The following is a 22,566-nucleotide window of genomic DNA, read 5'->3' as shown; positions in this document are numbered from 1 at the left end:
CACGCCGGCTTCGAACTTCATTCTGTGAGTGAGGAGACACGTCCCGGGCCGATAGGGTTGGATCATGACTATTAACCCGGACTTGCAGGGCCGCAGCTACCCTGCCGCAGAGGTGTACGACGTCGGCCGCGAAAAGATCCGGGAGTTCGCCCGGGCCGTGAAAGCCACCCACCCCGCCCACTTCGACGTCGAAGCCGCCAAGGCCCTCGGGCACAGCGATCTCGTCGCCCCGCCCACGTTCGCCATCATCGTTGCCCAGCGGGCCGATGCCCAGCTGATTGAGGACCCCGATTCGGGAATTGACTTCAGCCGCGTGGTACACGCTGACCAGCGATTCACGCACCACCGCGCGATCGTTGCCGGGGATCAGTTGCGGGCCGAGCTGCACGTCGACGGCGTCCGCGCCATGGGCGGCGGTGCCATGATCACCACGCGTTCGGAAATCACCACGGTGGCCGGCGAACGGGTCGCCACCACCACCTCGTCCATTCTGGTCCGGGGAGAGGGACAGTAGCCATGAGCTTGAAACTTGAAGAACTCACCGTCGGCCAGGAAATCGGCACCCGCAGCATCGAGGTCACCCGCCAGGATCTCGTCAAGTACGCGGGCGCGTCCGGCGACTTCAACCCGATCCACTGGAACGAATCCTTCGCCACCGGCGTCGAACTTCCCGGAGTCATCGCCCACGGCATGTTCACCATGGGTTCCGCCGTGCAATTGGTGAGCGACTGGGCCGGCGACCCTGCCGCCGTCGTCGATTACCAGACGCGCTTCACCAAACCAGTGCTGGTCGCCGATACCACTGGTACCAGCGAGCCCGGCGCTGTGATTGAGGTTTCCGGAGTGGTGGGAGCGCTCGACGTCGGTGCCCGAACCGCGCGCATCGACCTGACCGTCACGTTCGGCGGCCAGAAGGTCCTGATGAAGTCCCAGGCCGTTGTGAAGCTCGCTTGAGCCGGCTGCAAAAGTCGGCACCACGCGCCACCGCGGCGGAATTGTCGCGGTGGCGCAATGCCGTGGTGGTTGCCTACGGCGCCAGCGGCCTAGCCTTCTCATCCTGGGTGTCCAGGTTGCCCGCCATCCGCGATGGACTGAACCTGACGCCTGGCACTGTCGGCCTCCTGTTGATGTGCATGACGGTGGCATCGTTCGTTTCCGTATCAGCATCCGGAGTGATCGTGATCCGGCTCGGATCACGGCTAACCACCCGGATCGGCGGCGCCATGGTGGGCCTCGGCCTGGCCGTTGCGGGTTTTGGCACGTCTGTGCTGGCAAACCCGGTGGCGGTGGCGGCCGGGCTCATGGTGATCGGCCTCGGCACGGCCAGCTGGAACACAGCATCCAATGTCGAGGGAGCGTCGCTGGAACGAGCCCTCGAACGGCACATTATGCCCCGTCTCCACGGATCGTTCAGCCTTGGCACGGTCGCGGGCGCGGGACTCGGCGCCTGGGCAGCTGCAGCGGGCCTGCCGGTCTTTTGGCATCTGGCTGCGGCTGGCCTGGTGGTTGCCGTCTCGGTGGTGACGGCGGCCACTTGGTTCCGTGCGGACTCCACACGCTATTCCACAGCAGGAGGTCCGGCGACGGCGTTCAAGCCCGAAAAGCCTGACACCTTCGAGGATCCTTCAACCGGACCGTTGCCCATCATCCAGCCCGGCCAGCAGAAGCCGGCTGAACCGCTGGACAGCAAACGCATGGTGGCCCGGGCATGGCGTGAACGCCGGACGCTCCTGCTTGGCCTGCTCGTCCTGGGGCTTGCCCTGGCAGAAGGCGCAGCGGGGGACTGGGTGGCCTTGGCGTTGGCCGATGGCCACGGTCAATCCGATGCTGCCGGAGCTGTGGGTTATGGCATCTTCGTGACGTTCATGACGGTGGGACGCTTTGCCGGGACGGTGGTCCTGGACCGCTTCGGCCGCGTTCCGGTGATGCGTTGGTGTTCAGCTACGGCCGTGGTAGGGCTGGCACTCTTCGTCTTTGCCCCGGTGCCGTGGCTGGCCTTCGTGGCCCTGGCCATCTGGGGCCTCGGTGCTTCCTTGGGCTTCCCGGTGGGCATGTCAGCCGCCGCGGACGATCCAGTGCACGCCGCGGCCCGGGTTTCCGTTGTCTCCACGATCGGCTATGGGGCTTTCCTTTGCGGACCGCCGCTGTTGGGGCTGCTGGCGGAGCGATTCGGCATCCTGCATTCCTTGCTCGCGGTCCTAGTGCTGCTCGTCGCGAGTTTCTTCCTGGCCCCCGTGTCGCGGAAGCGCGTCCCTGAGTCGGCTCATCCCTGAGTCGGCTTGGGCAGGCAATCCCCGCTAGGCTTGTTTGGTGACCCAGACGATGCTCTCCGAATTGACCACGGCCGCCGTCGGTGGCCCTGCCGGCACCTTTGTGGAAGCTCGCACCGAAGAGGAAATCATCGACGCCGTCCGTTCGGCGGATGCTGCGGGCGAGAATCTGCTCATCATCGGTGGTGGGTCCAACCTGCTGGTCTCCGACGCCGGATACCCGGGCACCGTGCTCAAGATCGCGTCGCAGGGATTCACTGTCAATTCCGAAGATAGCTGCGGTGGAGTCTCGGTGGTGGTCCAGGCTGGGCACAACTGGGATGCCCTGGTGGACCATTCCGTGCTGCATGCGTGGTCCGGACTGGAAGCCCTCTCCGGCATCCCGGGAGCCACGGGTGCAACGCCCGTGCAGAACGTGGGCGCCTACGGTGCCGACGTCTCCCAGACCATCGCGGCTGTCCGCACCTGGGACCGTGAACGCAACGCCGTGCAAACCTTCACCAACTCCGAGCTCAAATTCGGCTACAGGGACTCCATCCTCAAACGGACCACCACGGAAGGCTCACCCCGTTACGTCGTGCTGACCGTTGAATTCCAGCTGCCGCTGGGACGCATGAGCGCCCCCGTTCGGTACGCCGAGCTTGCGCGATCCCTGGGGGTCGAAGCGGGGAAACGCGCATATTCCAACGATGTCCGGCGTGAAGTCCTGCGCCTGCGTGCCTCCAAGGGCATGGTCTTGGACGCTTCGGACCGGGACACGTATTCCACGGGTTCCTTCTTCACCAATCCGATTGTTCCGGCCGCCGCGGCTGCATCCCTGCCCGAAGGAGCGCCGCAGTACCCGGCCGGAAGCGATGGCCTCGTGAAGCTGTCTGCAGCCTGGCTGATTGACCAGGCAGGATTCGGAAAGGGCTTCGGGCTCGATCCCGCTAGCGTGTCCGGAGGCCGTGCGTCGCTTTCCACCAAACACACCCTGGCCATCACCAACAGGGGAGACGCGAGCGCGGAGGACATGGTGGCGATCGCGCGCGAGGTGCGCCGCGGCGTCGTCGAACGCTTTGGCATTGAACTGCATCCGGAGCCGCTGCTGATCGGTTTGGCCCTTTAGGGCCCGCCAAGGATGCGCTTCAGCGCTTTCCGGTCGGAAGCACCTTGTTGAGCAGCAGGAACGTCAGCCCACAGCTGGCGGCCCCTAGCAGGAAGATCTGACTGAACGCTATGCTCTGCGGTGACGGGCCGCCGGGCGAAATCCAGCCCGCGGCAGCGAAGCCTACTACCCCGAGCAGCATGACGACGGCGGCGAACAGGAAGCTGCGCACGTGATCTGCGGCGCCTGTCTGGAACCCCGATTCGGGATCGTCCGCGTGCCGGCCGGACGACGGCTGGCACGCGGCGGCAAGGCCGAGGAAGAGGGCAGCGGCGCCTGTGGCAGCCAGTCCTACCTCCTGGACGGTCTGCATGGACGGCGACAACCGCACTCCCGCACCAACGGCGATGGCTAGTCCGCAGACAAGCCCGACGGCGGCAGCGCACCAACCAGCGGCCGCTAACCGCCGGCTGAGCGGCCGCAGCAGCGGACCCAAATCACCGAACAGCATGCCTTTAGCGTATGAGGGCCTGCTGGAAGGCCCCTGTGAGCGGCATGGGAGTTCCTCCAGCGTGCTGTTGAGGACCGAAGCTGTCCGCCGTGCGTCCTATGATGAGGCCATGACAGCTTCGGCGAAGATCCGCGTCACTCCCAAAATCATGGGCAGGTTGCGCTTGGCGAGCCAAGGATTGCTTGGGGGATTCAGCAGCGTGGAAGAATGCGTGTCCCGGATGGGCGCCATGCAGGCTCAAGACCTCGCGTCGGCGTTCTGGGCGGTGGGGCAGCGGGTCCCCGGCTCCGGTCTCTCTAATGTGTTGGAAGCGCTGGAGAACGGCACGGTGGTCCGGTCCTGGCCCATGCGAGGCACGCTGCACCTGGTTCCACCACGGGACTTGCGCTGGATCCTTGCCATCACCACCGAGCGATCCATGCGTTCGGTTGCCACACGGCACCGCGAGCTCGGCATCGAAGAGGCCGACATCGCCGCCTGCCGGGACCTTGCCCTTGAACGCGTGGCCGGCAGCCCGGGCGCAACCCGCGAGGAACTTTTCAAAATCTTCGAATCCGCAGGACAAGCGACCGCGGCCCAGCGCGGCATCCATTTGCTCTGGATTCTGTGCCAGAACGCCTGGCTTGTCCAAGGACCTCCGGCGGGCACCGCAGGCAAAGCACTCGGGCAGCAACTGTTCGTGGCGTTCGATGAGTGGATTCAGGAATCCGGGGCGTTCAGCCGTGAAGAAGGGATTGCCGAATTCCTGCTCAGGTACCTGCAGAGCCACGGACCTGCCACGCTCCTCGACTTCGCGTGGTGGTCGCAGATCCCCAAAGCCGAGGTCCGGGCAGCCCACGAGGCCATCCGTGGTCAGCTTGTTGAGCTCGTCTTTCAGGGAAACCCCTATTGGGTGTCGCCCGAAACAGCCGCACTGCTCGACGACGGCGTCCCCGGCTCTCGTACGGTCCTCGCCTTGCCGGGATTCGATGAATTCCTGCTGGGGTATACGGACCGCAGCCTTGTCCTGCCCCCGGAGCATTTCCAGAAGGTCGTCCCGGGCGGCAACGGTGTTTTCAAACGGATGATCGTGTCCGGCGGCGAAGTAGTGGGCACCTGGTCTCGCAGCGGCACAGGCCGAAGTGCCGGCGTCGAGCCCGAACCGTTCGCCCCGGAGGGCTTGGCTCCGGCAGCCAAGCGCTCTTTCGAGCTCCAGGCCGCGAAGTACCTGCGGTTCATGGAGAGTTGAGCGCACCCAACTAGCTCGCAGTTGATGTCGTTATGAGCGCTCAAAACGACATCAACTGCGAGTCAGTTGACGAAAGCAGGACGCCTAGAGGGTGCCGGTGGCGATCTTTAGCATGCGGCGCAGCGGCTCGGCAGCGCCCCAGAGAAGCTGGTCGCCCACGGTGAAGGCGCTGATGTATTCAGGGCCCATCTCGAGCTTGCGGATACGGCCCACAGGGATCTCCAAGGTGCCGGAGGCAGCCACGGGGGTCAGGTCCGCCATGGAGGCTTCCTTCGTGTTGGGCACAACCTTGGCCCACTCGTTGTCAGCGTCCAGCAGCTTCTCGATTTCGGCGACGGACAAGTCCTCGCGCAGCTTGAGCGTCAGTGCCTGGGAGTGGGAGCGCATGGCGCCGATACGGACGCAGAGGCCGTCCATGACCACATGGTCCTTGCCCGGCTTTCCGTTGCCCGTGCCGAGGATCTTGTTGGTTTCCACCCCGGCCTTCCACTCTTCCTTGGACTGGCCGTTGCCGAGGTCGGCGTCGATCCACGGGATCAGGGAGCCGGCCAGCGGCACGCCAAACTGGGTGGCGTCGACGCCGGAGCGCTGGGTTGCCAACACCTTGCGGTCGATCTCCAGGATCGCCGAGGCTGGATCGTCCAGTTCGCTTCTGACTTCGTTGTTGAGGGTGCCGAACTGGTTGAGCAGTTCGCGCATATGGCGGGCACCGCCCCCGGAAGCCGCCTGGTAGGTCATGGAGGTACCCCACTCGACCAGGTTGTTCTTGAACAGGCCGCCGAGGCCCATCAGCATGCAGGAGACCGTACAGTTGCCGCCGATGTAGTCCTTCACCCCGCCGGACAGGCCTGCGTCGATGACATCGCGGTTGATGGGGTCCAGGACAATGATGGAGTCGTCGTTCATGCGCAGCGTGGACGCGGCGTCGATCCACAGCCCATCCCATCCGCGGCTGCGGAGCTCACCGTGGACCTGCTTGGTGTAGTCGCCACCCTGGGCAGTGACAATAATCGGCAGCTTGGCTAGCGTCTCAATATCGAACGCGTTCTCGAGCTTGCCTGCGCCGTCGGCGAACGACGGCGCGGCACCTCCAGCGTTCGAGGTGGAGAAAAATACCGGGTTGATGTTGGCGAAGTCGCCCTCTTCCTGCATGCGGTGCATCAGGACGGAGCCGACCATGCCACGCCAACCGACCAGTCCAACGGACGGATTAGCTGCTGTAGTCATTGGACTAGTCTAGACTTTCGTGGCTCCCGGCCGCTGTCGGTTACGTCACGGACCCAACTAGCTGGCAGTTGTTGTCGTTTTGACGCCTCAAAACGACACCTACTGCGAGTCAGTTGGGCAAGGCGCTGGGCCCTACTTGCCGGCGTCGGGCTCCTGAAGCAAGGCTGCTTTGCGGGCGCGCAGGGCGTAGAAGGCGCCGAACGCGAAGACCTGGGTCACCACCACCAGGACGATGATCCCCAGGATCTTGTTGCCACCCAGGATCATGGTGAGGCCGATGATCGCGGACAGCAGCGCGAACAGTGGCAGCAACATGTAGCCGAGCACGAACAGGGTCTCAGGTTTTTTCAGCATTCTCAGTCTTCCGTCCGGCGCCATGTGGCGATCCGGTAGTTGGTGCCGTTCTGGGAGGTCAGCCAGCCTTCTGCGGGCTGCGTCGCCTCAAGATTCCAGGCCTCGCCGAACTCCGGCGCGAAAGTGTCGCCGTCGATGTCGGAATCGATGACGGTGACGACGGCGATATTCGCGATGTCCATGGACTGCCTGTAGATTTCCCCGCCGCCGATGATCCAGACGTTCTGTCCGCCCGGTGCGAACTGGGACTCCAGGAGGGCCGCGTCAAGGGAGGAGACGACGACGGCGCCGCTTGCGTCGGGCGAGTCCGACCAGCTCTGTTGCCGGGTCACCACGATATTGGTACGGCCGGGCAAGGGACGGTACTTCGCAGGGAACGACTCCCAGGTTTTGCGGCCCATGATGACCGGATGTCCTGTAGTCAGCCTGCTGAAGTGCTTCAGATCTTCGGGGACGTGCCACGGCATGGTCCCGCCCTTGCCGATCACGCCGCTGGCTGTTTGCGCCCACACCAGGCCGATTCCGGTCATCGCTTCCGCGGCCTCCTCGGAGGAAGGCGACTCCGCGGGCGTTTCCTGGGTGCTCATACTGCCACAGGCGCTTTGATGGAGGGGTGGTGGCGATACCCGACTACCTCGAAGTCCTCGAAGGCGTAGTCGAAGATCGAGTCCGGTTTCCGGTTGAAGCGCAATTTCGGATATTCGTAGGGCTCCCGGGAGAGTTGCTCCGTGACTTGCTCCACATGGTTGTCATAGACGTGGACATCCCCGCCGGTCCAGACGAAGTCGCCAGGCTCCAGACCCAGTTGCTGGGCCACCATGCAGGTCAGCAGGGCATAGGAAGCGATGTTGAAAGGGACGCCCAGGAACATGTCGGCCGAGCGCTGGTACAACTGGCAGGACAATCTGCCGTCGGCAACGTAGAACTGGAAGAACGCGTGGCACGGCGGCAAGGCCATGTCCTTGATCTCGGACACGTTCCATGCCGAGACGATGTGGCGGCGGGAATCAGGGTTGGCCGCCAGGCCCTTCATGAGCTCGGCGATCTGGTCGATGTGTCCGCCGTCGGGGGCCGGCCAGCTGCGCCACTGCACGCCGTAGACCGGGCCGAGCTCGCCGTCGGCGTCTGCCCATTCATCCCAAATGGTGACGCCTTGTTCCTGGAGCCACTTCACATTGGATTCGCCGCGGAGGAACCACAAAAGCTCCAGCGCGAGCGATTTGAAGTGCACACGCTTGGTGGTCATGAGCGGGAAACCCTCGCTCAGATCGAAGCGCAGCTGGCGGCCGAAAACGCTCCGCGTGCCGGTGCCCGTGCGGTCCGGCTTGTGCGTGCCGTTGGCCATGACATCGCGCAGGAGGTCTTCATATGGGGTTGGGATGTTCACGCACCCAGCTTACTGGAGTCAGTCGTCGAAGGGCTTGATCTGTTCCACGGCCACTACGCGCTGGCCGTTTCCCCGGGCTACGTGGCACACGATCATCTCGCCAGGAGCCAAGTAGGGGTCCTGGGCAGGCAGGAACTCGTGAAGCTCCGGGCCCATGCGCTCGCCCAGCTTCCTCAGGATGGTGGGGAGTGCCGGCCTGTGGGTACACAAGGCAACCGCGCGCTGCTTGTCGAACAAGCCCTCGACGACGGCTGACGTCTTCTTCGGGCTCCGCTGATGATTGTGCTCGGTCAGGGCTTCGACAAGTTTCACCTTGGCTCCAGCCGCCTTGGCGTACGGCGCGATGGTGGATACGCACCTTGCCCACGGACTGCTCACGATCCGGAGGGGCTTCCACACGCCCAGAAGCCGCTCTACCGCCAGCGCCTGCCGCAGGCCTGTGGCCGCGAGGGGCCTGCTGCCTTCGGCCTTGGTCCAGGAAGACCGTGGCTTTGCCTTGGCGTGCCGCACCAGAATCAGCGGCCACGTCTCCAGCTCGCCGTTCAGGTGGGCCTTCGCCAGCGCCTGGAGCGGGCTCACATCGGTAGGGTTGCTCAAGAACCGGGCAGCCTTGTCCGGCGCCGCCCACATGTAGGCGTCCACTTCCTCGCCATCCGGCTTGATGGCGGAGCCGTTGACCTGTGTGGCCCAGTAGTGAACTACCTTTAGCCCGGCCGAGACATGATAGTGCGTGGGAGGCAGGGGGATGCCGAGGGCAGCGTCGAGGCCGATTTCTTCCTTGATCTCGCGGACGGCGCACTCCGGGATGGTTTCCCCGGCGTCGAGTTTTCCTTTGGGCCAGGACCAATCGTCATACTTGGGCCGATGGATCAACAGGACCTCAAGGGCCCCTTTGGTGACACGCCAGGGAATCGCACCCGCCGCCGTGACGGCGATGGGCTCCCCGGGATGGTCCGTCTGGTCCGCAATGGGTGTATCGCTCTTCAACTTTTCTCTGCCTACCGCCGGGCAACTGCACGTTGGCGGGACCGGGAGGCAAGCAACCAGGACTGAATGTCCAACAGCGGCGTGCCGTCCTCGGCCTGGTGGAACCTGGTCCAGTGGCCTTCATTGTCGAGGTGCCAACTCGCAGTGCCCGGGTCCAGGTAACGGCGCAGCAATTCCATGACCTCGGCTGTGTCTTCGCGGCTGGAGAGCTGCACCAAGGCTTCGACCCGGCGGTCGAGGTTACGGTGCATCATGTCCGCAGAGCCGATGTAGACAACGGGGTCGTTGGCATTCGCGAAGGCAAACACGCGCGAGTGCTCCAGGAAGCGGCCCAGGACGGAGCGAACCGTGATGTTCTCGCTCAGTCCAGGTACTCCGGGACGCAGCGAGCAAATGCCACGGACAATGACGTCAACCTTTACCCCGGCCTGCGACGCCCTGTAGAGGGCGTCGATGGTGGCCTCGTCCACCATCGAGTTGACCTTGATCTGGACCTTGGCGGCGATTCCAGCGCGGGCGTTGCGGATCTCGGTCTCGATCCTGTCGATCAGCCCGGACCGCACCGAGCGCGGCGCCACGAGAAGCCGCTTGAATGTGGATTTGGGAGCGTATCCGGAGAGCTGGTTGAAGAGCTTGGACAGGTCCTCGCCCACCTGCTCGTTCGAGGTCAGCAGGCCCAGGTCCTCGTAGTAGCGGGCCGTGCGCGGGTGGTAGTTGCCCGTTCCGATGTGGCAGTAGCGGCGCAGCCCGTCCACTTCCTGGCGGACCACGAGGGACAACTTGCAGTGCGTCTTGAGTCCCACGATGCCGTACACCACGTGCACGCCGGCCTGCTCCAACTTGCGGGCCCAGGAGATGTTGGCCTGCTCGTCGAAGCGGGCCTTGATTTCCACGAGTGCCAGGACCTGCTTGCCGGCCTCGGCGGCATCGATCAGGGCGTCAACAATGGGGGAGTCGCCGGAGGTGCGGTACAGGGTCTGCTTGATGGCCTGGACCTTGGGGTCGGCGGCAGCCTGCTCCAGGAAGGCCTGGACCGACGTCGAGAACGAGTCGTACGGGTGGTGCAGCAGGATGTCGCGGCGGCGCATGGCCGCGAAGACGTTGGCGGCCTTGGACGTCTCGGATTCGTTCAAGTAACGCGAGGTGTGGGGCACGTGTTTCGGGTAGTGGAGGTCGGCACGGTCGATTCCGCCGATGACCGACAGCCCACGAAGGTCCAGGGGCGCGGGAACCGAGTAGACCTCGGATTCCTCGACGCCGAGTTCCCGCACCAGGAGTGCACGGATGTTCGGGTTGATGTCCGTGGTGACCTCGAGCCGGACGGGCGGGCCGAAGCGCCGGCGCAGCAGTTCCTTCTCGAGCGCCTGCAGGAGGTTCTCGGCGTCGTCCTCTTCAACCTCAACGTCCTCGTTGCGGGTGACGCGGAAGCTGTGGTGCTCCATGACTTCCATGCCGGGGAACAGCTTGTCCAGATGAACCGCAATAACCTCTTCGAGGGCGATGAAGCGTGCCACACGGCCCGGGACGGCGCCGGCTCGGGGGCCGTCGATCGAGACAAGGCGTGGCAGCTGGTCCGGAACCTTGACGCGGGCGAACAGTTCCTTGTCGCTGACTGGGTTTCGGACAATCACAGCCAGGTTCAGGGAAAGGCCCGAAATGTAGGGGAACGGGTGGGCGGGATCGACGGCGAGGGGGGTGAGGATCGGGAAGACCTTCTCGCCGAACATGACGCTCAAGCGGTGCTGCGCTTCGTCGTCGAGCTCGTCCCAGCGCATGAGGTGTATGTGCTCGTAGGCCAAAGCGGGGCGGATCTGCTCGGCAAACACCCGGGCGTGGCGTTCTTGTAGTTTGTGGGCGGCTTCGCCGATCTGCTCCAGGACTTCGATGGGGCTCAACCCGGCGGGGGAGGGCACCGCGAGCCCGGTGGCGATGCGGCGCTTCAGGCCGGCAACGCGGACCATGAAGAATTCATCCAGGTTTGAGGCAAAGATCGAAAGGAAATTGACCCGCTCCAGCAGGAAGAGATCCGGGTCCTCGGCGAGCTCAAGAACGCGAGAGTTGAAGGCAAGCCAGCTCAGTTCGCGGTCCAGGAAACGGTCAGGCGTGATGTCGCCTTCCGGTTCCAGGGAGGGCGCAAATTCAGGAATGTCGATGCGGTCCTGGGTGGCCCGCGCAGCCGGGACTTCGGAAGAACCGAAGCGCGGAGGCAAGGTTGCGCCCTTGACCTCGGTTTTGGTGGTTCCGACCGGGTCCGGATTCATCGGGCTCTCCTTCGTTCAGCGCGGGGGTTTGCTTCAACCCTACAAGGATTCCACGTGCCGGAATCCTAGATGTCCTAACCTTTCAGACGCGCCTTGGCTGCGGGTTACTTTTGCGTTAACGGCCCATACATGACGTCGACGTCCCACCGTACGAAACCCAGCTTCTGGTAGAGGGCAACCGCGGCGGTGTTGTCGGCATCCACGTACAACATCACGGAGTGCAGTTCGTGGCTCTGGAGGTACCTGATCCCGGCGACAGTGAGCGCCTTGCCAAGCCCCAGGCCTTGGGCCGCGGGGGTCACACCCACCACGTAGACCTCTCCGATCGCCGGATGGGGACCTTGCCGGGGGTGCACCTTGGTCCAGTGAAAGCCGAGCAATTCCCCGGCTGTGTTCACGGCCAGCAGGAAGCCTGCGGGGTCGAACCAGTCCTCAGCCATGCGGGCGTCCAGATCGGCCCGGGTCAGGGAGCCCTGCTCGGGATGATGCGCAAAAGCTGCCCTGTTGGCAGCCAGCCAGGCGGACTCATCCTGTCCCGGCACAAAGGCCCGCAGCGACACTCCCTCGGGCAGGCCGGCGTCGGGCAGTTCCGCTGTGGAGGACATAAGCCGCATCTTCCACAGTTCACGCACCGGACCGTAGCCGTAGCGGGCCGCCAGGTCCGCGGCGGCCTCGTGGTTCCCGTGGGACCAGGCGTTCAGCCCCGCGAGCCCGCGGCCGTTGCGGAGCGAGTCCAGCAGCCTGCCGGCGACTCCTTGGCTGCGGTAGCTGGGGTGGACGGCCATTTCAAGGACCCCGGTTCCGTCGTCCGCTTCAACGACGACGGCGATTCCGGCCAGATCCTGGCCGCTTGCGGGATCGGACTCCTCGTCGGGGGCGTACAGGGCCAGCGTGAGCAGCGAGTGGTCGCCGGCATCGGCCCCGCGCAGCATCACCAGGGTCTGCTCAGACAAGGGGGGATTGCCGTCCGACTCCTCCGCGGCTGCCGCGAGAGTCTTGATGTCTCTCAACAGCTCGCGATCCGAGGCGCCTTTGACGACGAGGACGGGCCAGTTCTCCGGGTGCGCAGGGCTCATGCTGCAAGGCTATACGTCTGCGGACGGTTTGGCGGGATGGATTTTGCAGGCACTCCCTAGGACGTGTAAGGTCTATAACTCGTCCGGCTTTGCGAAGCGGGAAACGAGGGGGATCCACCAGTGGGGTGGCCGCGATACGTTCGACCCGTATGTCCTCCACTCAAGCCAACAACCGGCGCAAGCCGGGATCAGTCGGCATAGGAAAGGCCCGGACTCAGTGAGTCCGGGCCTTTCCTATGCCTCAGAAATCAGGCCTCCGTGAGCTCATCCTCTTGCAAACGGACCAACGTCAGCCGGTAGCCAACGTTGCGGACTGTGCTGATCAGGTTCTCGTGGTCCACGCCCAGCTTGGCACGCAGGCGCCGGACGTGGACGTCCACGGTGCGCGTGCCGCCGTAGTAGTCGTAGCCCCACACCTCGGTGAGGAGCTGCTGACGCGTGAAGACCCTGCCCGGGTGCTGGGCCAGGTACTTCAGGAGTTCAAACTCCTTGAAGGTCAGGTTGAGCGGCTGTCCGTTCACCCGGGCGGTATAGCTTGCCTCGTCAATAACGACGCCGGCCGCGCGGATTTCGGTGTTGGTTTCCTCTTCGCCGGGGACTGCGCGGGCCACGGCCAGGCGGATCCGGGCCTCGACTTCGGCTGGCCCCGCGGAATCGAGGACGATGTCATCCACGGACCATGCGGAGGAGACAGCAGCCATGCCGCCTTCAGTGAGGATCAGGATGAGGGGGGCGCTCAGGCCCGTGGCCTTGAGCAACTGGGTCAGGGAACGGGCCCCCACCAGGTCCTTGCGGGCATCAAGGAAAACGACGTCGGTGGGATCGGTTTCGAGCAGTGCCGTCGGTTCCGCCGGAAGGATGTGGACCCGGTGGTTCAAGAGTTCCAAGGCAGGCAGGATGTCTACCGACGACCCGGTGCTGTTCGTCAGGAGCAGGATGTGCGACATAGTTCCTCCAATGGGCGGTCCGCGCATCATCGGGCGTCTGAACCGGGTTTCCACCGGCCGGTAGCTGCTCAAGGGGCGAGGTTCCGTTGTAACGGAAGCGTTGCAACAAGAAGCGCTGTTGACAACCGAGTATACCCAAAGGCCCCTGCAAGGTCAGGGATTCGTGACACCTTCAACCCCTGTTTGCGACATATTTCGGCCGCATAAGGCAGGATTGGCAAGAGGTTAGTCGCAGCTTGTAACGAAACGGAGCCCCGCGGGGACCGGCAGCGAGGTCGAGGACACAGTGAGGTCAGAGGCGCAGTGAAGTCAGAGGCACAGTGAAGTCAGGGGCGCAGTGAAGTCTTGGAGCATCGGGGTGGTCGGCCTCGTGACCCTCGCGGTTGTCGTGGCCAGCTCATACGGCCCCCCGGAAGGACTGGTGGGCGTCGGAATCGTGGCGGCGGCCGCCGTCGGCATCGGATGGCCCCATTTTCTAGCGGTTCCCGCCAAAAAGACACTCGCCGCGGTGATCGGGCTCAGCGGTGCGGCTTCAGCCTTGGCCGCCGGTTTCGTTCCCGCCCCCGGCTTTCTCGACGCGACTCCCGCCTTCATCGCTGCCGGCGTGATCGCGGTGTTCGTCGTGCAGCTGATCCGCGGAACCGGTCAAGCCCAGCGGCTCGAATCCACGCTCGGCAGCTGTGCCGGTGTGTTGCTGAGCTGCCTTGGAGCAGGCTGGATCGCGGGTTCCCGGTTCAACGGCATCAAGGAAATGGTGCTGGTCGCCGGCCTCAGTGCCGCAGTTGCCCTCCTCGCCGGACTCTTGCGCTGGCCGGACCGGGTCGTGGCGCCTCTGGGCATCGTGGCGGCCGGATTGGTGGCCCCGTTGGCCGGCCTGGTGTTCTCGGATATTTCGATCGTGCCCGCGATCGTCGTGGGCGTCGTCATCGGCTCGGTCTTGGTCAGTTTCCGCCGGATGGTCACGCTGCGGCTCGGCCGCCTGAACTTCCCGGCCGTCCTGGGAATGGGTGTCGCGCCCGTCTGGGCGGTCGGTGCCTTGTGCTACTTCATCGACAAACTACTCATCTACTAACAGTTAGGATGGCATCATGTCCGTACTTGCATTTGAAATCTTCTTCCTTGTCCTCCTCGGCCTCGCCAGCATCTCGATGGCGTGGTTTGCCGGTTTTGTCGTTTACCGTCTCTTCAAGGGCCAGAAGTAGAGCTCCCAACGCTTTTGATCAACCTGTACCTTCTGGTCCACTGAGGTATCTGCTGTGCCCATCGAAATTCCTTCAGACCTGACACCCGAACTGGTACCCCTTTCCTGGCTCATTGGTGAGTGGGAAGGCCGGGGACGGCTTGGAAGCGGCGACGAAGACTCGGATCATTTCATCCAGCACGTCTCCTTTACGCACCACGGTCTTCCGTACCTGGAGTACCGCGCCGAAAGCTGGCTCAGCGACGAGGACGGCACCAAGCTGCGGCCCCTGACGGTGGAGACCGGCTTCTGGGCGCTGGAGCGGAAAATGATCGATGCCGACGGCGGTCCTGGCCTCATCCCGGCGGATATTGTCCCGGCATTGAAGACTGCCGACGACGTCGAAGCCCACCGGAACGCTGACGGCGGGTTCGACATCTCGGTGTCGATTGCGCACCCCGGCGGCATCAGCGAGCTCTACTACGGCCAGATCAAGGGGCCGCAGATCCAGATGAGCACCGACATGGTGATGCGCGGCGGCCACTCCAAGGAATACACTGCGGCCACACGCATTTTCGGCCTCGTAGACGGCAATCTGCTGTGGCGCTGGGATGTGTCCACTCCAGGGAAGTCGCTCGAGGCCCATGCTTCGGCCTTTCTGAACAAGCTCACCTAGGCAGGGCCGGTTCACTGGCTTCAAGGTCTCATTGAAGAGGCCTCACTGAACGTCCCGTTTCGCAGTTCGAACCAGAAGGGGAGCAGCAAGTGAACGAAGCAGCAAAACCTGCCAGCTATGACGATCTCAAGGCCGTGTTCTTCAACGGGACGCTCAAGCCGTCCCCGCAAGTGAGCAACACCGATGGCCTGATAGCCATCAGCCGGCGCATCATGGAGAAGCAGGGCGTCAGCACGCGGGTCATCCGCACCGTGGACCACGACATTGCCGCTGGTGTGTATCCGGACATGCGCGAACATGGCTGGGCCACGGATGAATGGCCGGAACTTTATCCGGCTGTGCTGGAGGCCGACATCGTGGTGGTGGCCGGCCCCATCTGGCTGGGCGACAACTCGTCCCAGACCAAGAAGCTCATCGAGCGTCTCTACGCCCATTCCGGCCAGCTCAACAGCAAGGGCCAATGGGCGTACTATCCGAAGGTTGGCGGCTGCCTCATCACCGGCAACGAAGACGGCATCAAGCACTGCGCCATGAACGTCCTGTACAGCCTCCAGCACGTCGGCTTCACCATTCCGCCCCAGGCCGATGCCGGCTGGATTGGTCCTGTCGGCCCCGGACCCAGCTATCTCGACGAAGGATCCGGTGGCCCGGAGAGCGACTTCACCAACCGGAACACTACGTTCATGACCTGGAACCTGCTCCACTACGCCCGGATGCTCAAGGATGTGGGCGGCATTCCAGCCTATGGCAACCTTCCGGAGGAATGGAAAGCCGGCACGCGCTTCGATTTTGAAAACCCGGAATACCGCTGAGCCCCAAGGACTTCTACTACATATGACTTACAAGAGCCCCCTATTGTCGCGCCCCGGAGCTGTAGAAGGTGGCGGCGAGGACTCCGGCGTCGCGGCCCACTACGGCGAGCCCCTGCGGGAGCAGCGCGCGCTGGCCGCCGGCACCGCCGTCGTCGATCTTTCCTATCGGGGCGTGGTCACGGTCACTGGACCGGACCGTCTCAGTTGGCTCAACACGCTGTCCTCGCAGCAACTGACCAACCTCCAGCCGGGCGTCGCGAGCGAACTTCTGCTCCTCACCATCCAGGGCCGCATCGAGTTTGATGCCCGAGTGGTGGACGACGGCGAAACCACCTGGCTGTTGGTCGAAGCCGCCGAGGCTGCCCCGCTGGCGGAGTGGCTCAACAAGATGCGATTCATGTTGCGGGTCGAAGTGGCTGACGTATCGGCCGATTGGGCTGTCGTCGGTTCAACCAAGGCCGTCGACGCCTGGTCCGGACGGCTCGTTTGGGAAGACCCGTGGCCGCATATCGGTGTCGGCGGCTATTCCTACAGCGTGGTGGAAGAGGGTTCCCACCCAGGCCTTGAGCGGCCGTGGTTCGAGTACCTCATTCCCGCGAGCGAGCTTGAAGCGGCCGTCGAAGGCATGGCCCTCGCCGGCTCGTTGGCTGCGGAGGCCCTTCGCATTGCCGCATGGCGTCCCCGGCTTGGCGCGGAGACGGACGAGAAGACCATCCCGCACGAGCTCGATCTCCTGCGGACATCGGTCCATTTAAACAAGGGCTGCTACAAGGGCCAGGAAACCGTAGCCCGCGTCCACAATCTGGGGCACCCGCCCCGGCGACTCGTGTTCCTGCAACTGGACGGCTCGCAGCACACCCTCCCTGCGGCAGGCAGCGTCGTATTTGCCGGGGAACGCAAGGTGGGTACGCTGACGTCTGTGGCTCAGCATTTCGAAATGGGAGCGGTAGGACTGGCGCTCATCAAGCGGTCCGTGGATCCGCAGGAAGTGCTGACCGTCCTGGATGGTGAGGAACCTTATCCGGCCGCCCAGGAAGTTATCGTTGCGCCCGACGCCGGACAAGTGGTGGGGCGCCAGACCGGATTCCTGAAGGGACCCCACCGATGAGCGAAACAACCGGTGCTGAAGCCCAAGCGACGGGTGCCGACGATGAGGCCATTGCCTTGGCGCATACCTTGTTCGATGCCGCCAGGGAGGGCAACTCGGAGCTCCTGCGCAGCTACCTTAATGCCGGTGCGCCTGCCGGAATGCGCAACGCCGCAGGTGATTCACTCCTGATGCTGGCGGCTTACCATGGCCACGCGGAAACCGTTCAGCTGCTGCTCTACCACGGTGCCGAGGCGAACGCCGCGAACGACCGCGGCCAGACGCCGCTGGCAGGTGCGGTTTTCAAGGGCTACACGGATGTGGCCCGGGTGCTCATTGACGCTGGAGCAGATCCCGACGCCGGATCGCCCACGGCGCGCGATGCCGCCCGGATGTTTGCCCGCACGGAGATTCTCGCACTGCTCGGATAGGCCAGGGATGCTCGGATAGCAGGCCAGGTCAGCGCCTCCGGGCCCTGCCGGCGCTTCGCGGTCGTCCAGTGGCGGCTGTCTTGCGGTCTAATATTCCATGTGGAATAGTTCGCACGGAGGATGAAAACATGGCACGAGTCGCACTGACTCCACTCGGCGTCGCTGCACTTGCCCTCCTTGTCGAGGCGCCCATGCACCCTTACGAGATGTACCAGCTCCTGATGGCGCGCCACGAGGATCGCTTGGTCAAAGTGCGGCCGGGCACGCTCTACCACGCAGTGGGGCGCCTGGAAGAGGGTGGCCTGGTCGAGGCCACAGGTATTGACCGTGCCGGCAACCGGCCTGAGCGCACAACCTACCGGATCACCGGAGCTGGCCGGGAGGCCTTGACCGAGCGCCTCCAGAACATGCTGGCGGAACCCGTGAACGAATACCCTAGCTTCCCTCATGCGATAGCCGAGGCACACAACCTGCCGTCCGGCGTCGTGCTCGAACTCCTGGACCACCGGGTAGCGAACCTGCAAAACCAACTCGACTTCCTGCTCCGTGGCGAAGAAGCAGTCGCCGCCAAGGGCGTCGAGCCGAAGTTCTGGATTGATATCAAGTACCAACAGTCCATGCTGCGTACGGAAATCGACTGGATCCGCGGCTTCCAAAATGATCTCCGCAGCGGGCAGTTGCCATGGTAACCGCCCATCCAACGCACCATCTTGCAAGAAATTCAGCACAGTCAAAGGAATCCCGTGGAAAACGTAACTAAACCGTGGCCCGCACTGTGGTCCCTCGTGGTCGGGTTCTTCATGATCCTGATCGACACCACCATTGTGTCCGTGGCAAACCCGCGGATCATGGAGGGCCTGCACACCGATATCAACGCCGTCATCTGGGTGACGAGCGCCTATCTCCTCGCCTACGCGGTGCCGTTGCTGATCACCGGCAGGCTCGGCGACCGTTTCGGGCCCAAGAACCTGTACCTGATCGGCCTCGTGGTCTTCACGCTCGCGTCGCTCTGGTGCGGGCTTTCAGGCGACATAGGCACGCTGATCGCGGCCCGGGTGGTTCAGGGCATCGGCGCAGCCATGATGACGCCTCAAACCATGGCCGTCATCACCCGTATCTTCCCGCCGGACCGCCGTGGCGCGGCCATGGGCCTCTGGGGAGCCACCGCCGGTATGGCCATCCTCGTAGGGCCGATCCTTGGCGGCGTGCTGGTTGACGGCCTCGGCTGGCAGTGGATCTTCTTCGTCAACGTTCCCATCGGTATTGTCGCGTTCGTCCTCGTGACCCGCTTGGTCCCGAAGCTGACCACGCACAGCCACAAATTCGACGTGGTGGGTGTGCTGCTGTCCGCCGCCGGAATGTTCCTGCTGGTGTTCGGCATCCAAGAGGGCCAGAGCTATAAGTGGGGCACTGTTACCGGGGCCATTACCGTGTGGGGCCTGATCATTACGGGCATTGTTGTCTTGGCCGTGTTTGTCTTGTGGCAGTGGCTTCTTGAGCGCCGGGGCGGCGAGCCCTTGCTGCCCCTGGGGCTGTTCAAGGACCGCAACTTCTCGCTAGGCAACACCACCATCATGGCGGTCGGCTTCACCATCACTGCGTTCCCGCTGCCCACCATCTTCTACTACCAGGTGGTCCGTGGATTGACTCCCACGCAGTCCGCGTTGCTCATGATCCCCATGGCCGTGATCTCCGGTGCGCTGGCGCCTTTCGTTGGCAAACTGATCGACCGGATCAACCCGCGGTGGTTCGCCGCCTTCGGCCTCCTCTGCCTGTCCGGCGCACTGTACTGGACCGGGACGCTCCTGAAGCCGGACACCCCCATCTGGATGTTCCTGCTGCCCAGCGCCCTCCAGGGTGTGGCCAACGGCTTCATTTGGGGCCCGGTCTCCAACGCCACTACCCGCAACCTCCCGCCGCGCTCGGCCGGCGCCGGTTCCGGTGTCTTCAACACGACGCGGCAGATCGGCGCCGTGCTGGGATCGGCCGCGATTGCTGCCCTGATCCAGTCCCGGCTCGCGGCCGAGCTGCCGGCGGCCCCTCCAGGTGCCGCCCCGGCCGGCGAAGGTGGATTCGCCGGGAAGTTGCCTGAATTCCTGCATGACGGCTTCTCGACGGCGATGAGCCAGTCGGTCCTGCTGCCCGCCTTTGCGATTCTGCTGGGCGCCGCAGCAGCGTTGTTGTTCGGCAAGCCCAAGGCCGTTCAAGGCTGGGGTTCCCCGGCAGCTGCTAGCGAGGCCAAGCCTGAAACTGTTTCGCAAGACGGCAGCCAAGGGAGGCGTTAGCCCGCGCGAACTGGCAGAAGATGCCCTCAAAATTCGATTTTGGGGGCATTTTGTGCCAACTCGCGGCCAAGAGAGAGCGTTAGCGAAGGAGCACGGAAGTCTGGATACCGCCGTCGACGAATCCCAGCCTTCGCGCCAAGGCCAGCGACCCCCGGTTGTCCAGCGCCGTTCGCCATTGCAGCGTCAGGCCGGAAGCGAGCGCCTCGTGGGCCGCGATCGAGGCGGCCAAGGTTCCGAGCCCTTGCCGGCGCAATTCCGGCGGCACCAGGACGCCCATATCTGCGAGGATCCCCTGCCATTCGGCGTAGGCTCCGCAAGCCACGGGTTTGCGGCCGGGATCGTTGCCGTCCATCACCGTGAAGTGATGCTCCATCCTTGAGAGGTGGACTTCATTGACGTCGTCCGGAGGGCATCTACCTTCCAATTCAATCGCCTCGGGATGGCCGTGGGACACAGTGACTTCGCCGCCAGGTTGGAAAAGGGGAAGATCGTCGGCGAAGAGCAGCGCGGATGTTCCGAGGCCGTGGCCCCCGTGCTCGCGGCTGAGTCGCAACAGCGCGGAATGCTCGCTGAGCTCATCGTCTGAGAGTTCGACGGCGGCAGCCACCGCCCATGTCGGAGCCACCAGGGCGGAGCGGCCAAACAGCCTCACAAACGTGATTGATTCAGCATCGTCATCTTCCTTGACGAGTCGCTCCCCGGAGCGGGCGGCCGGCGAGCCGGAAGCGAAACTAAAAGCTTCGTCGTCGAACCCTAAATGCCGGGCCCAAGCCAGCAGCACAATCTCGGCTGATCCCGCATCAAGTTCCATGACATCGAGTTTAGGCAGTTCCAGGAAAAGGAAAGAGCAAGCAGGCACCTCAGGTACCTGCTTGCTCTTTGCGGGCCCGGTCTAGCCGAACAACACCGCGGCTTCGTCGTAACGGTTCTGCGGAACGGTCTTGAGCTTGCCCAGGGCAGCTTCGAAGCCCACGTGCTCGATGTCGGTGCCTTTCAGGGCCACCATGGTTCCCCAGCGTCCTTCGACCACGGAATCGATGGCAGCCATGCCCAAACGCGTGGCCAGAACGCGGTCAAACGCGGACGGGACGCCGCCGCGCTGGATGTGGCCCAGGATTGTGGCGCGGGTTTCGATCCCGGTGCGGGCTTCGATTTCCGGAGCCAGCTGGTCCGCGATGCCCCCCAGCCGGGGCCGGCCGAAGGTATCCAGGCCGCGTTCGGAGTGCGGGGCCTCCATGTGGTCGGGGACGAAGCCTTCGGCAACAACGATCAAGGGCGCGCGGCCACGATCGTGGGCCTCCTGGACCCACTCGGTGATCTGCTCGATGCTGACCTTCTGCTCGGGGATCAGGATGGCGTGCGCGCCGGCAGCCATGCCCGCGTGCAGGGCGATCCAGCCCACGTGGCGGCCCATGACCTCGGCGATCATGCACCGGTGGTGCGATTCTCCCGTGGTGCGCAACCGGTCGATGGCCTCGGTGGCGATCTGGACTGCGGTATCGAAACCGAAAGTGTAGTCGGTGGCATCAAGGTCGTTGTCCACCGTCTTGGGAACACCAACGATCTTCAACCCGGCATCGGTGAGGCGCTTCGCGGCTGCCAGGGTGCCTTCGCCGCCGATCGCAATGATGGCGTCGATGCCGAGGCGGTCCATGTGGGCCTTGATGACGTCCGGCCCACCGCCGTTCTCGAACGGATTGGTGCGGGACGTACCGAGGATGGTTCCGCCCTGCTTGGCGATACCGCGGACCATGGTGCGGGGAATGTCGATGACGTCGCCCTCCACGACGCCTCGCCAACCGTCCCGGAAACCGACGAATTCCTGGCCGTGAATGGCAATTCCCTTGAGGACGGCACCACGGATAACCGCGTTGAGTCCGGGGCAGTCGCCACCGCTGGTAAGGATTCCAATTTTCATGAGGGCTCAAATCCTGGTTAGGAGGTATACGTGCAGAGCGCCACGCTGAGCTCACAACGATTGTAGGCGGCAATGTGGGGTAGGACACAAACCATGACCGGCGCCGTGGATGAGACTTTTGAAACAGCGGAGAAATATCGCCTAAGAGCCGAGCTTCAGGACCGGGTTAAAAACCAGCGCCACACCGTGATGGTGGAGCGCTGGCGTGAACCCGCAGAACCCAGTGAATCCGCTGGACCGGGCTTCTTTATTTCTTGCCTTGCGAACGCTGGTTGAGGAAGGATTCCAGGGCAATTTCACCGCTCTGGTTGGGAAGCAAAAGCCACGCCACCACATAGATCACCACGGCAGGCCCTGGTAGCAGGCAGAAAAGCAGGTAGCCAACGCGGACGTAGGCCACGTCCACATTCAGTTTGGCGGCAATGCCGCCGCAAACCCCACCGATCCAACGCTGCGGACCACGCTTCAGGCCGATGCCCCGTACGATGCTGAAGAACTTGTTCATGGCTAGAGCCTTCCCTGTTGTGGCTGCTTTGTCACGTGCCGGTCTCCTCGTGCCGGTCAGGACCGGCGGCGCCGGACCCGTTGGCCTTTCGGGAGCGGGCCGACAGCAGGCCGCCTATCACGAGTGCCGCGCCGGCCCCGATCATGAGCCCGATCAGGACGTAATTGCCGTTGAGGGCCACCAGGCCGAGCTTGGAAATGATGATCAGGCTGGCCAGTGCTACGACGATCAGCCCCCAGACCACCGTGCCCACCCTGGCCCGGGCGGCCTGCGCCCTGGGCTCGGGTGTGGAAACGGGGCCCGTTTCAAATGCCCGCGTGGGTTCGTGCGTGCTCAT

Annotated in this window: 26 protein-coding genes; 13 read left to right on the top strand and 13 right to left on the bottom strand. The window is 64.0% G+C overall.

Going from position 1 to position 22,566, the window contains the following annotated elements; all coding sequences use genetic code 11:
• Nucleotides 1-64 precede the first annotated feature (64 nt).
• Genes ACX5I4_RS16280 through ACX5I4_RS16265 form a run of 4 tightly spaced genes read left to right on the top strand, consistent with a single transcriptional unit; the run spans nucleotide 65 to nucleotide 3,378 of the window.
• Nucleotides 65-514, top strand: coding sequence for an FAS1-like dehydratase domain-containing protein (locus ACX5I4_RS16280; RefSeq protein ID WP_461837547.1), 450 nt, complete (start codon nucleotides 65-67; stop codon nucleotides 512-514).
• Nucleotides 515-516: 2 nt separating this feature from the next.
• Nucleotides 517-954, top strand: a complete 438-nt coding sequence (locus tag ACX5I4_RS16275) for a MaoC family dehydratase (RefSeq protein WP_461837546.1) — start codon at nucleotides 517-519, stop codon at nucleotides 952-954.
• On the top strand, nucleotides 951-2,273 hold the full coding sequence (locus ACX5I4_RS16270; RefSeq protein ID WP_461837545.1) for an MFS transporter: 1,323 nt from the start codon (nucleotides 951-953) through the stop codon (nucleotides 2,271-2,273). The genes ACX5I4_RS16275 and ACX5I4_RS16270 overlap by 4 nt, the downstream gene beginning before the upstream one ends.
• A 37-nt stretch (nucleotides 2,274-2,310) precedes the next feature.
• Nucleotides 2,311-3,378: a UDP-N-acetylmuramate dehydrogenase gene (locus tag ACX5I4_RS16265; protein ID WP_461837544.1), complete on the top strand. Its 1,068-nt coding sequence runs from the start codon at nucleotides 2,311-2,313 to the stop codon at nucleotides 3,376-3,378.
• Between the two features lie 19 nt (nucleotides 3,379-3,397).
• On the opposite strand, the gene ACX5I4_RS16260 is transcribed toward ACX5I4_RS16265, so the two are convergent.
• Complete coding sequence (locus tag ACX5I4_RS16260; RefSeq protein ID WP_461837543.1) at nucleotides 3,398-3,868, bottom strand: hypothetical protein; 471 nt, start codon at nucleotides 3,866-3,868, stop codon at nucleotides 3,398-3,400.
• Nucleotides 3,869-3,977: 109 nt separating this feature from the next.
• Here ACX5I4_RS16260 and ACX5I4_RS16255 point away from each other — a divergent pair, with 109 nt between their 5' ends.
• The gene (locus tag ACX5I4_RS16255; protein WP_461837542.1) at nucleotides 3,978-5,096 is read left to right on the top strand and encodes a winged helix DNA-binding domain-containing protein; all 1,119 of its coding nucleotides are present in this window, start codon (nucleotides 3,978-3,980) and stop codon (nucleotides 5,094-5,096) included.
• Nucleotides 5,097-5,180: 84 nt separating this feature from the next.
• Here ACX5I4_RS16255 and asd read toward each other — a convergent pair whose 3' ends face one another.
• The 8 genes from asd to ACX5I4_RS16215 all read right to left on the bottom strand — a co-directional run bounded on the left by asd (nucleotide 5,181) and on the right by ACX5I4_RS16215 (nucleotide 13,335).
• On the bottom strand, nucleotides 5,181-6,323 hold the full coding sequence (gene asd / locus ACX5I4_RS16250) for an aspartate-semialdehyde dehydrogenase (RefSeq protein ID WP_461837541.1): 1,143 nt from the start codon (nucleotides 6,321-6,323) through the stop codon (nucleotides 5,181-5,183).
• Nucleotides 6,324-6,455: 132 nt separating this feature from the next.
• Nucleotides 6,456-6,677, bottom strand: coding sequence for an NF038396 family protein (locus ACX5I4_RS16245; RefSeq protein ID WP_184738265.1), 222 nt, complete (start codon nucleotides 6,675-6,677; stop codon nucleotides 6,456-6,458).
• A gap of 2 nt (nucleotides 6,678-6,679) precedes the next feature.
• The gene (locus ACX5I4_RS16240) at nucleotides 6,680-7,264 is read right to left on the bottom strand and encodes a dihydrofolate reductase (protein ID WP_461837540.1); all 585 of its coding nucleotides are present in this window, start codon (nucleotides 7,262-7,264) and stop codon (nucleotides 6,680-6,682) included.
• Entirely contained in the window at nucleotides 7,261-8,064 is an 804-nt protein-coding gene (locus ACX5I4_RS16235; RefSeq protein ID WP_461837539.1) for a thymidylate synthase, read from the bottom strand. Before ACX5I4_RS16235 ends, ACX5I4_RS16240 begins: the two co-directional genes overlap by 4 nt.
• Before the next feature lie 18 nt (nucleotides 8,065-8,082).
• The gene (locus tag ACX5I4_RS16230) at nucleotides 8,083-9,051 is read right to left on the bottom strand and encodes an NUDIX hydrolase (protein ID WP_461837538.1); all 969 of its coding nucleotides are present in this window, start codon (nucleotides 9,049-9,051) and stop codon (nucleotides 8,083-8,085) included.
• Nucleotides 9,052-9,062: 11 nt separating this feature from the next.
• Nucleotides 9,063-11,312 (bottom strand): RNA degradosome polyphosphate kinase, encoded by a 2,250-nt coding sequence (locus ACX5I4_RS16225; protein ID WP_461837537.1) that lies wholly within the window; start codon nucleotides 11,310-11,312, stop codon nucleotides 9,063-9,065.
• Nucleotides 11,313-11,416: 104 nt separating this feature from the next.
• A complete protein-coding gene (gene mshD / locus ACX5I4_RS16220; protein ID WP_461837536.1) occupies nucleotides 11,417-12,388 on the bottom strand; it encodes a mycothiol synthase in 972 nt (323 codons plus the stop codon).
• Nucleotides 12,389-12,636: 248 nt separating this feature from the next.
• Nucleotides 12,637-13,335 carry a winged helix-turn-helix transcriptional regulator gene (locus tag ACX5I4_RS16215; RefSeq protein WP_461837535.1) on the bottom strand — a complete coding sequence of 233 codons (699 nt, stop codon included), beginning with the start codon at nucleotides 13,333-13,335 and terminating at the stop codon, nucleotides 12,637-12,639.
• Nucleotides 13,336-13,672: 337 nt separating this feature from the next.
• Between ACX5I4_RS16215 and ACX5I4_RS16210 the strand changes: the two genes are divergently transcribed.
• From ACX5I4_RS16210 to ACX5I4_RS16180, 7 genes are all read left to right on the top strand, one after another.
• Nucleotides 13,673-14,407, top strand: a complete 735-nt coding sequence (locus tag ACX5I4_RS16210; RefSeq protein WP_461837534.1) for a permease — start codon at nucleotides 13,673-13,675, stop codon at nucleotides 14,405-14,407.
• Between the two features lie 184 nt (nucleotides 14,408-14,591).
• Nucleotides 14,592-15,191: a nitrobindin family protein gene (locus ACX5I4_RS16205; protein ID WP_461837533.1), complete on the top strand. Its 600-nt coding sequence runs from the start codon at nucleotides 14,592-14,594 to the stop codon at nucleotides 15,189-15,191.
• A gap of 89 nt (nucleotides 15,192-15,280) precedes the next feature.
• A complete protein-coding gene (locus ACX5I4_RS16200) occupies nucleotides 15,281-16,003 on the top strand; it encodes a flavodoxin family protein (RefSeq protein ID WP_461837532.1) in 723 nt (240 codons plus the stop codon).
• A gap of 22 nt (nucleotides 16,004-16,025) precedes the next feature.
• Complete coding sequence (ygfZ, locus tag ACX5I4_RS16195; RefSeq protein ID WP_461837531.1) at nucleotides 16,026-17,111, top strand: CAF17-like 4Fe-4S cluster assembly/insertion protein YgfZ; 1,086 nt, start codon at nucleotides 16,026-16,028, stop codon at nucleotides 17,109-17,111.
• Nucleotides 17,108-17,521, top strand: a complete 414-nt coding sequence (locus ACX5I4_RS16190) for an ankyrin repeat domain-containing protein (protein WP_461837530.1) — start codon at nucleotides 17,108-17,110, stop codon at nucleotides 17,519-17,521. The genes ygfZ and ACX5I4_RS16190 overlap by 4 nt, the downstream gene beginning before the upstream one ends.
• A gap of 128 nt (nucleotides 17,522-17,649) precedes the next feature.
• The gene (locus tag ACX5I4_RS16185) at nucleotides 17,650-18,210 is read left to right on the top strand and encodes a PadR family transcriptional regulator (RefSeq protein WP_461837529.1); all 561 of its coding nucleotides are present in this window, start codon (nucleotides 17,650-17,652) and stop codon (nucleotides 18,208-18,210) included.
• 54 nt (nucleotides 18,211-18,264) lie between these two features.
• A complete protein-coding gene (locus ACX5I4_RS16180) occupies nucleotides 18,265-19,806 on the top strand; it encodes a DHA2 family efflux MFS transporter permease subunit (RefSeq protein WP_461837528.1) in 1,542 nt (513 codons plus the stop codon).
• A gap of 79 nt (nucleotides 19,807-19,885) precedes the next feature.
• Here ACX5I4_RS16180 and ACX5I4_RS16175 read toward each other — a convergent pair whose 3' ends face one another.
• Both ACX5I4_RS16175 and ACX5I4_RS16170 read right to left on the bottom strand, forming a co-directional pair.
• On the bottom strand, nucleotides 19,886-20,617 hold the full coding sequence (locus ACX5I4_RS16175; protein WP_461837527.1) for a GNAT family N-acetyltransferase: 732 nt from the start codon (nucleotides 20,615-20,617) through the stop codon (nucleotides 19,886-19,888).
• Between the two features lie 81 nt (nucleotides 20,618-20,698).
• Nucleotides 20,699-21,724: an ATP-dependent 6-phosphofructokinase gene (locus ACX5I4_RS16170; protein WP_234749032.1), complete on the bottom strand. Its 1,026-nt coding sequence runs from the start codon at nucleotides 21,722-21,724 to the stop codon at nucleotides 20,699-20,701.
• Nucleotides 21,725-21,817: 93 nt separating this feature from the next.
• Here ACX5I4_RS16170 and ACX5I4_RS16165 point away from each other — a divergent pair, with 93 nt between their 5' ends.
• On the top strand, nucleotides 21,818-22,000 hold the full coding sequence (locus ACX5I4_RS16165; protein ID WP_461837526.1) for a hypothetical protein: 183 nt from the start codon (nucleotides 21,818-21,820) through the stop codon (nucleotides 21,998-22,000).
• Here the strand turns inward: ACX5I4_RS16165 and ACX5I4_RS16160 are convergent.
• Together ACX5I4_RS16160 and ACX5I4_RS16155 are read right to left on the bottom strand one after the other, a co-directional pair.
• The gene (locus ACX5I4_RS16160; RefSeq protein ID WP_461837525.1) at nucleotides 21,972-22,229 is read right to left on the bottom strand and encodes a PspC domain-containing protein; all 258 of its coding nucleotides are present in this window, start codon (nucleotides 22,227-22,229) and stop codon (nucleotides 21,972-21,974) included. The two genes, ACX5I4_RS16165 and ACX5I4_RS16160, sit on opposite strands and share 29 nt — an antisense overlap.
• Nucleotides 22,230-22,260: 31 nt before the next feature.
• Nucleotides 22,261-22,566 (bottom strand): hypothetical protein, encoded by a 306-nt coding sequence (locus tag ACX5I4_RS16155; RefSeq protein WP_461837524.1) that lies wholly within the window; start codon nucleotides 22,564-22,566, stop codon nucleotides 22,261-22,263.

It is taken from the genome of Arthrobacter sp. MMS24-S77, from assembly GCF_054888235.1.
The sequence above is the reverse complement of the archived record's forward strand: the minus strand, read 5'-3'. Positions and strand labels throughout refer to the sequence as shown.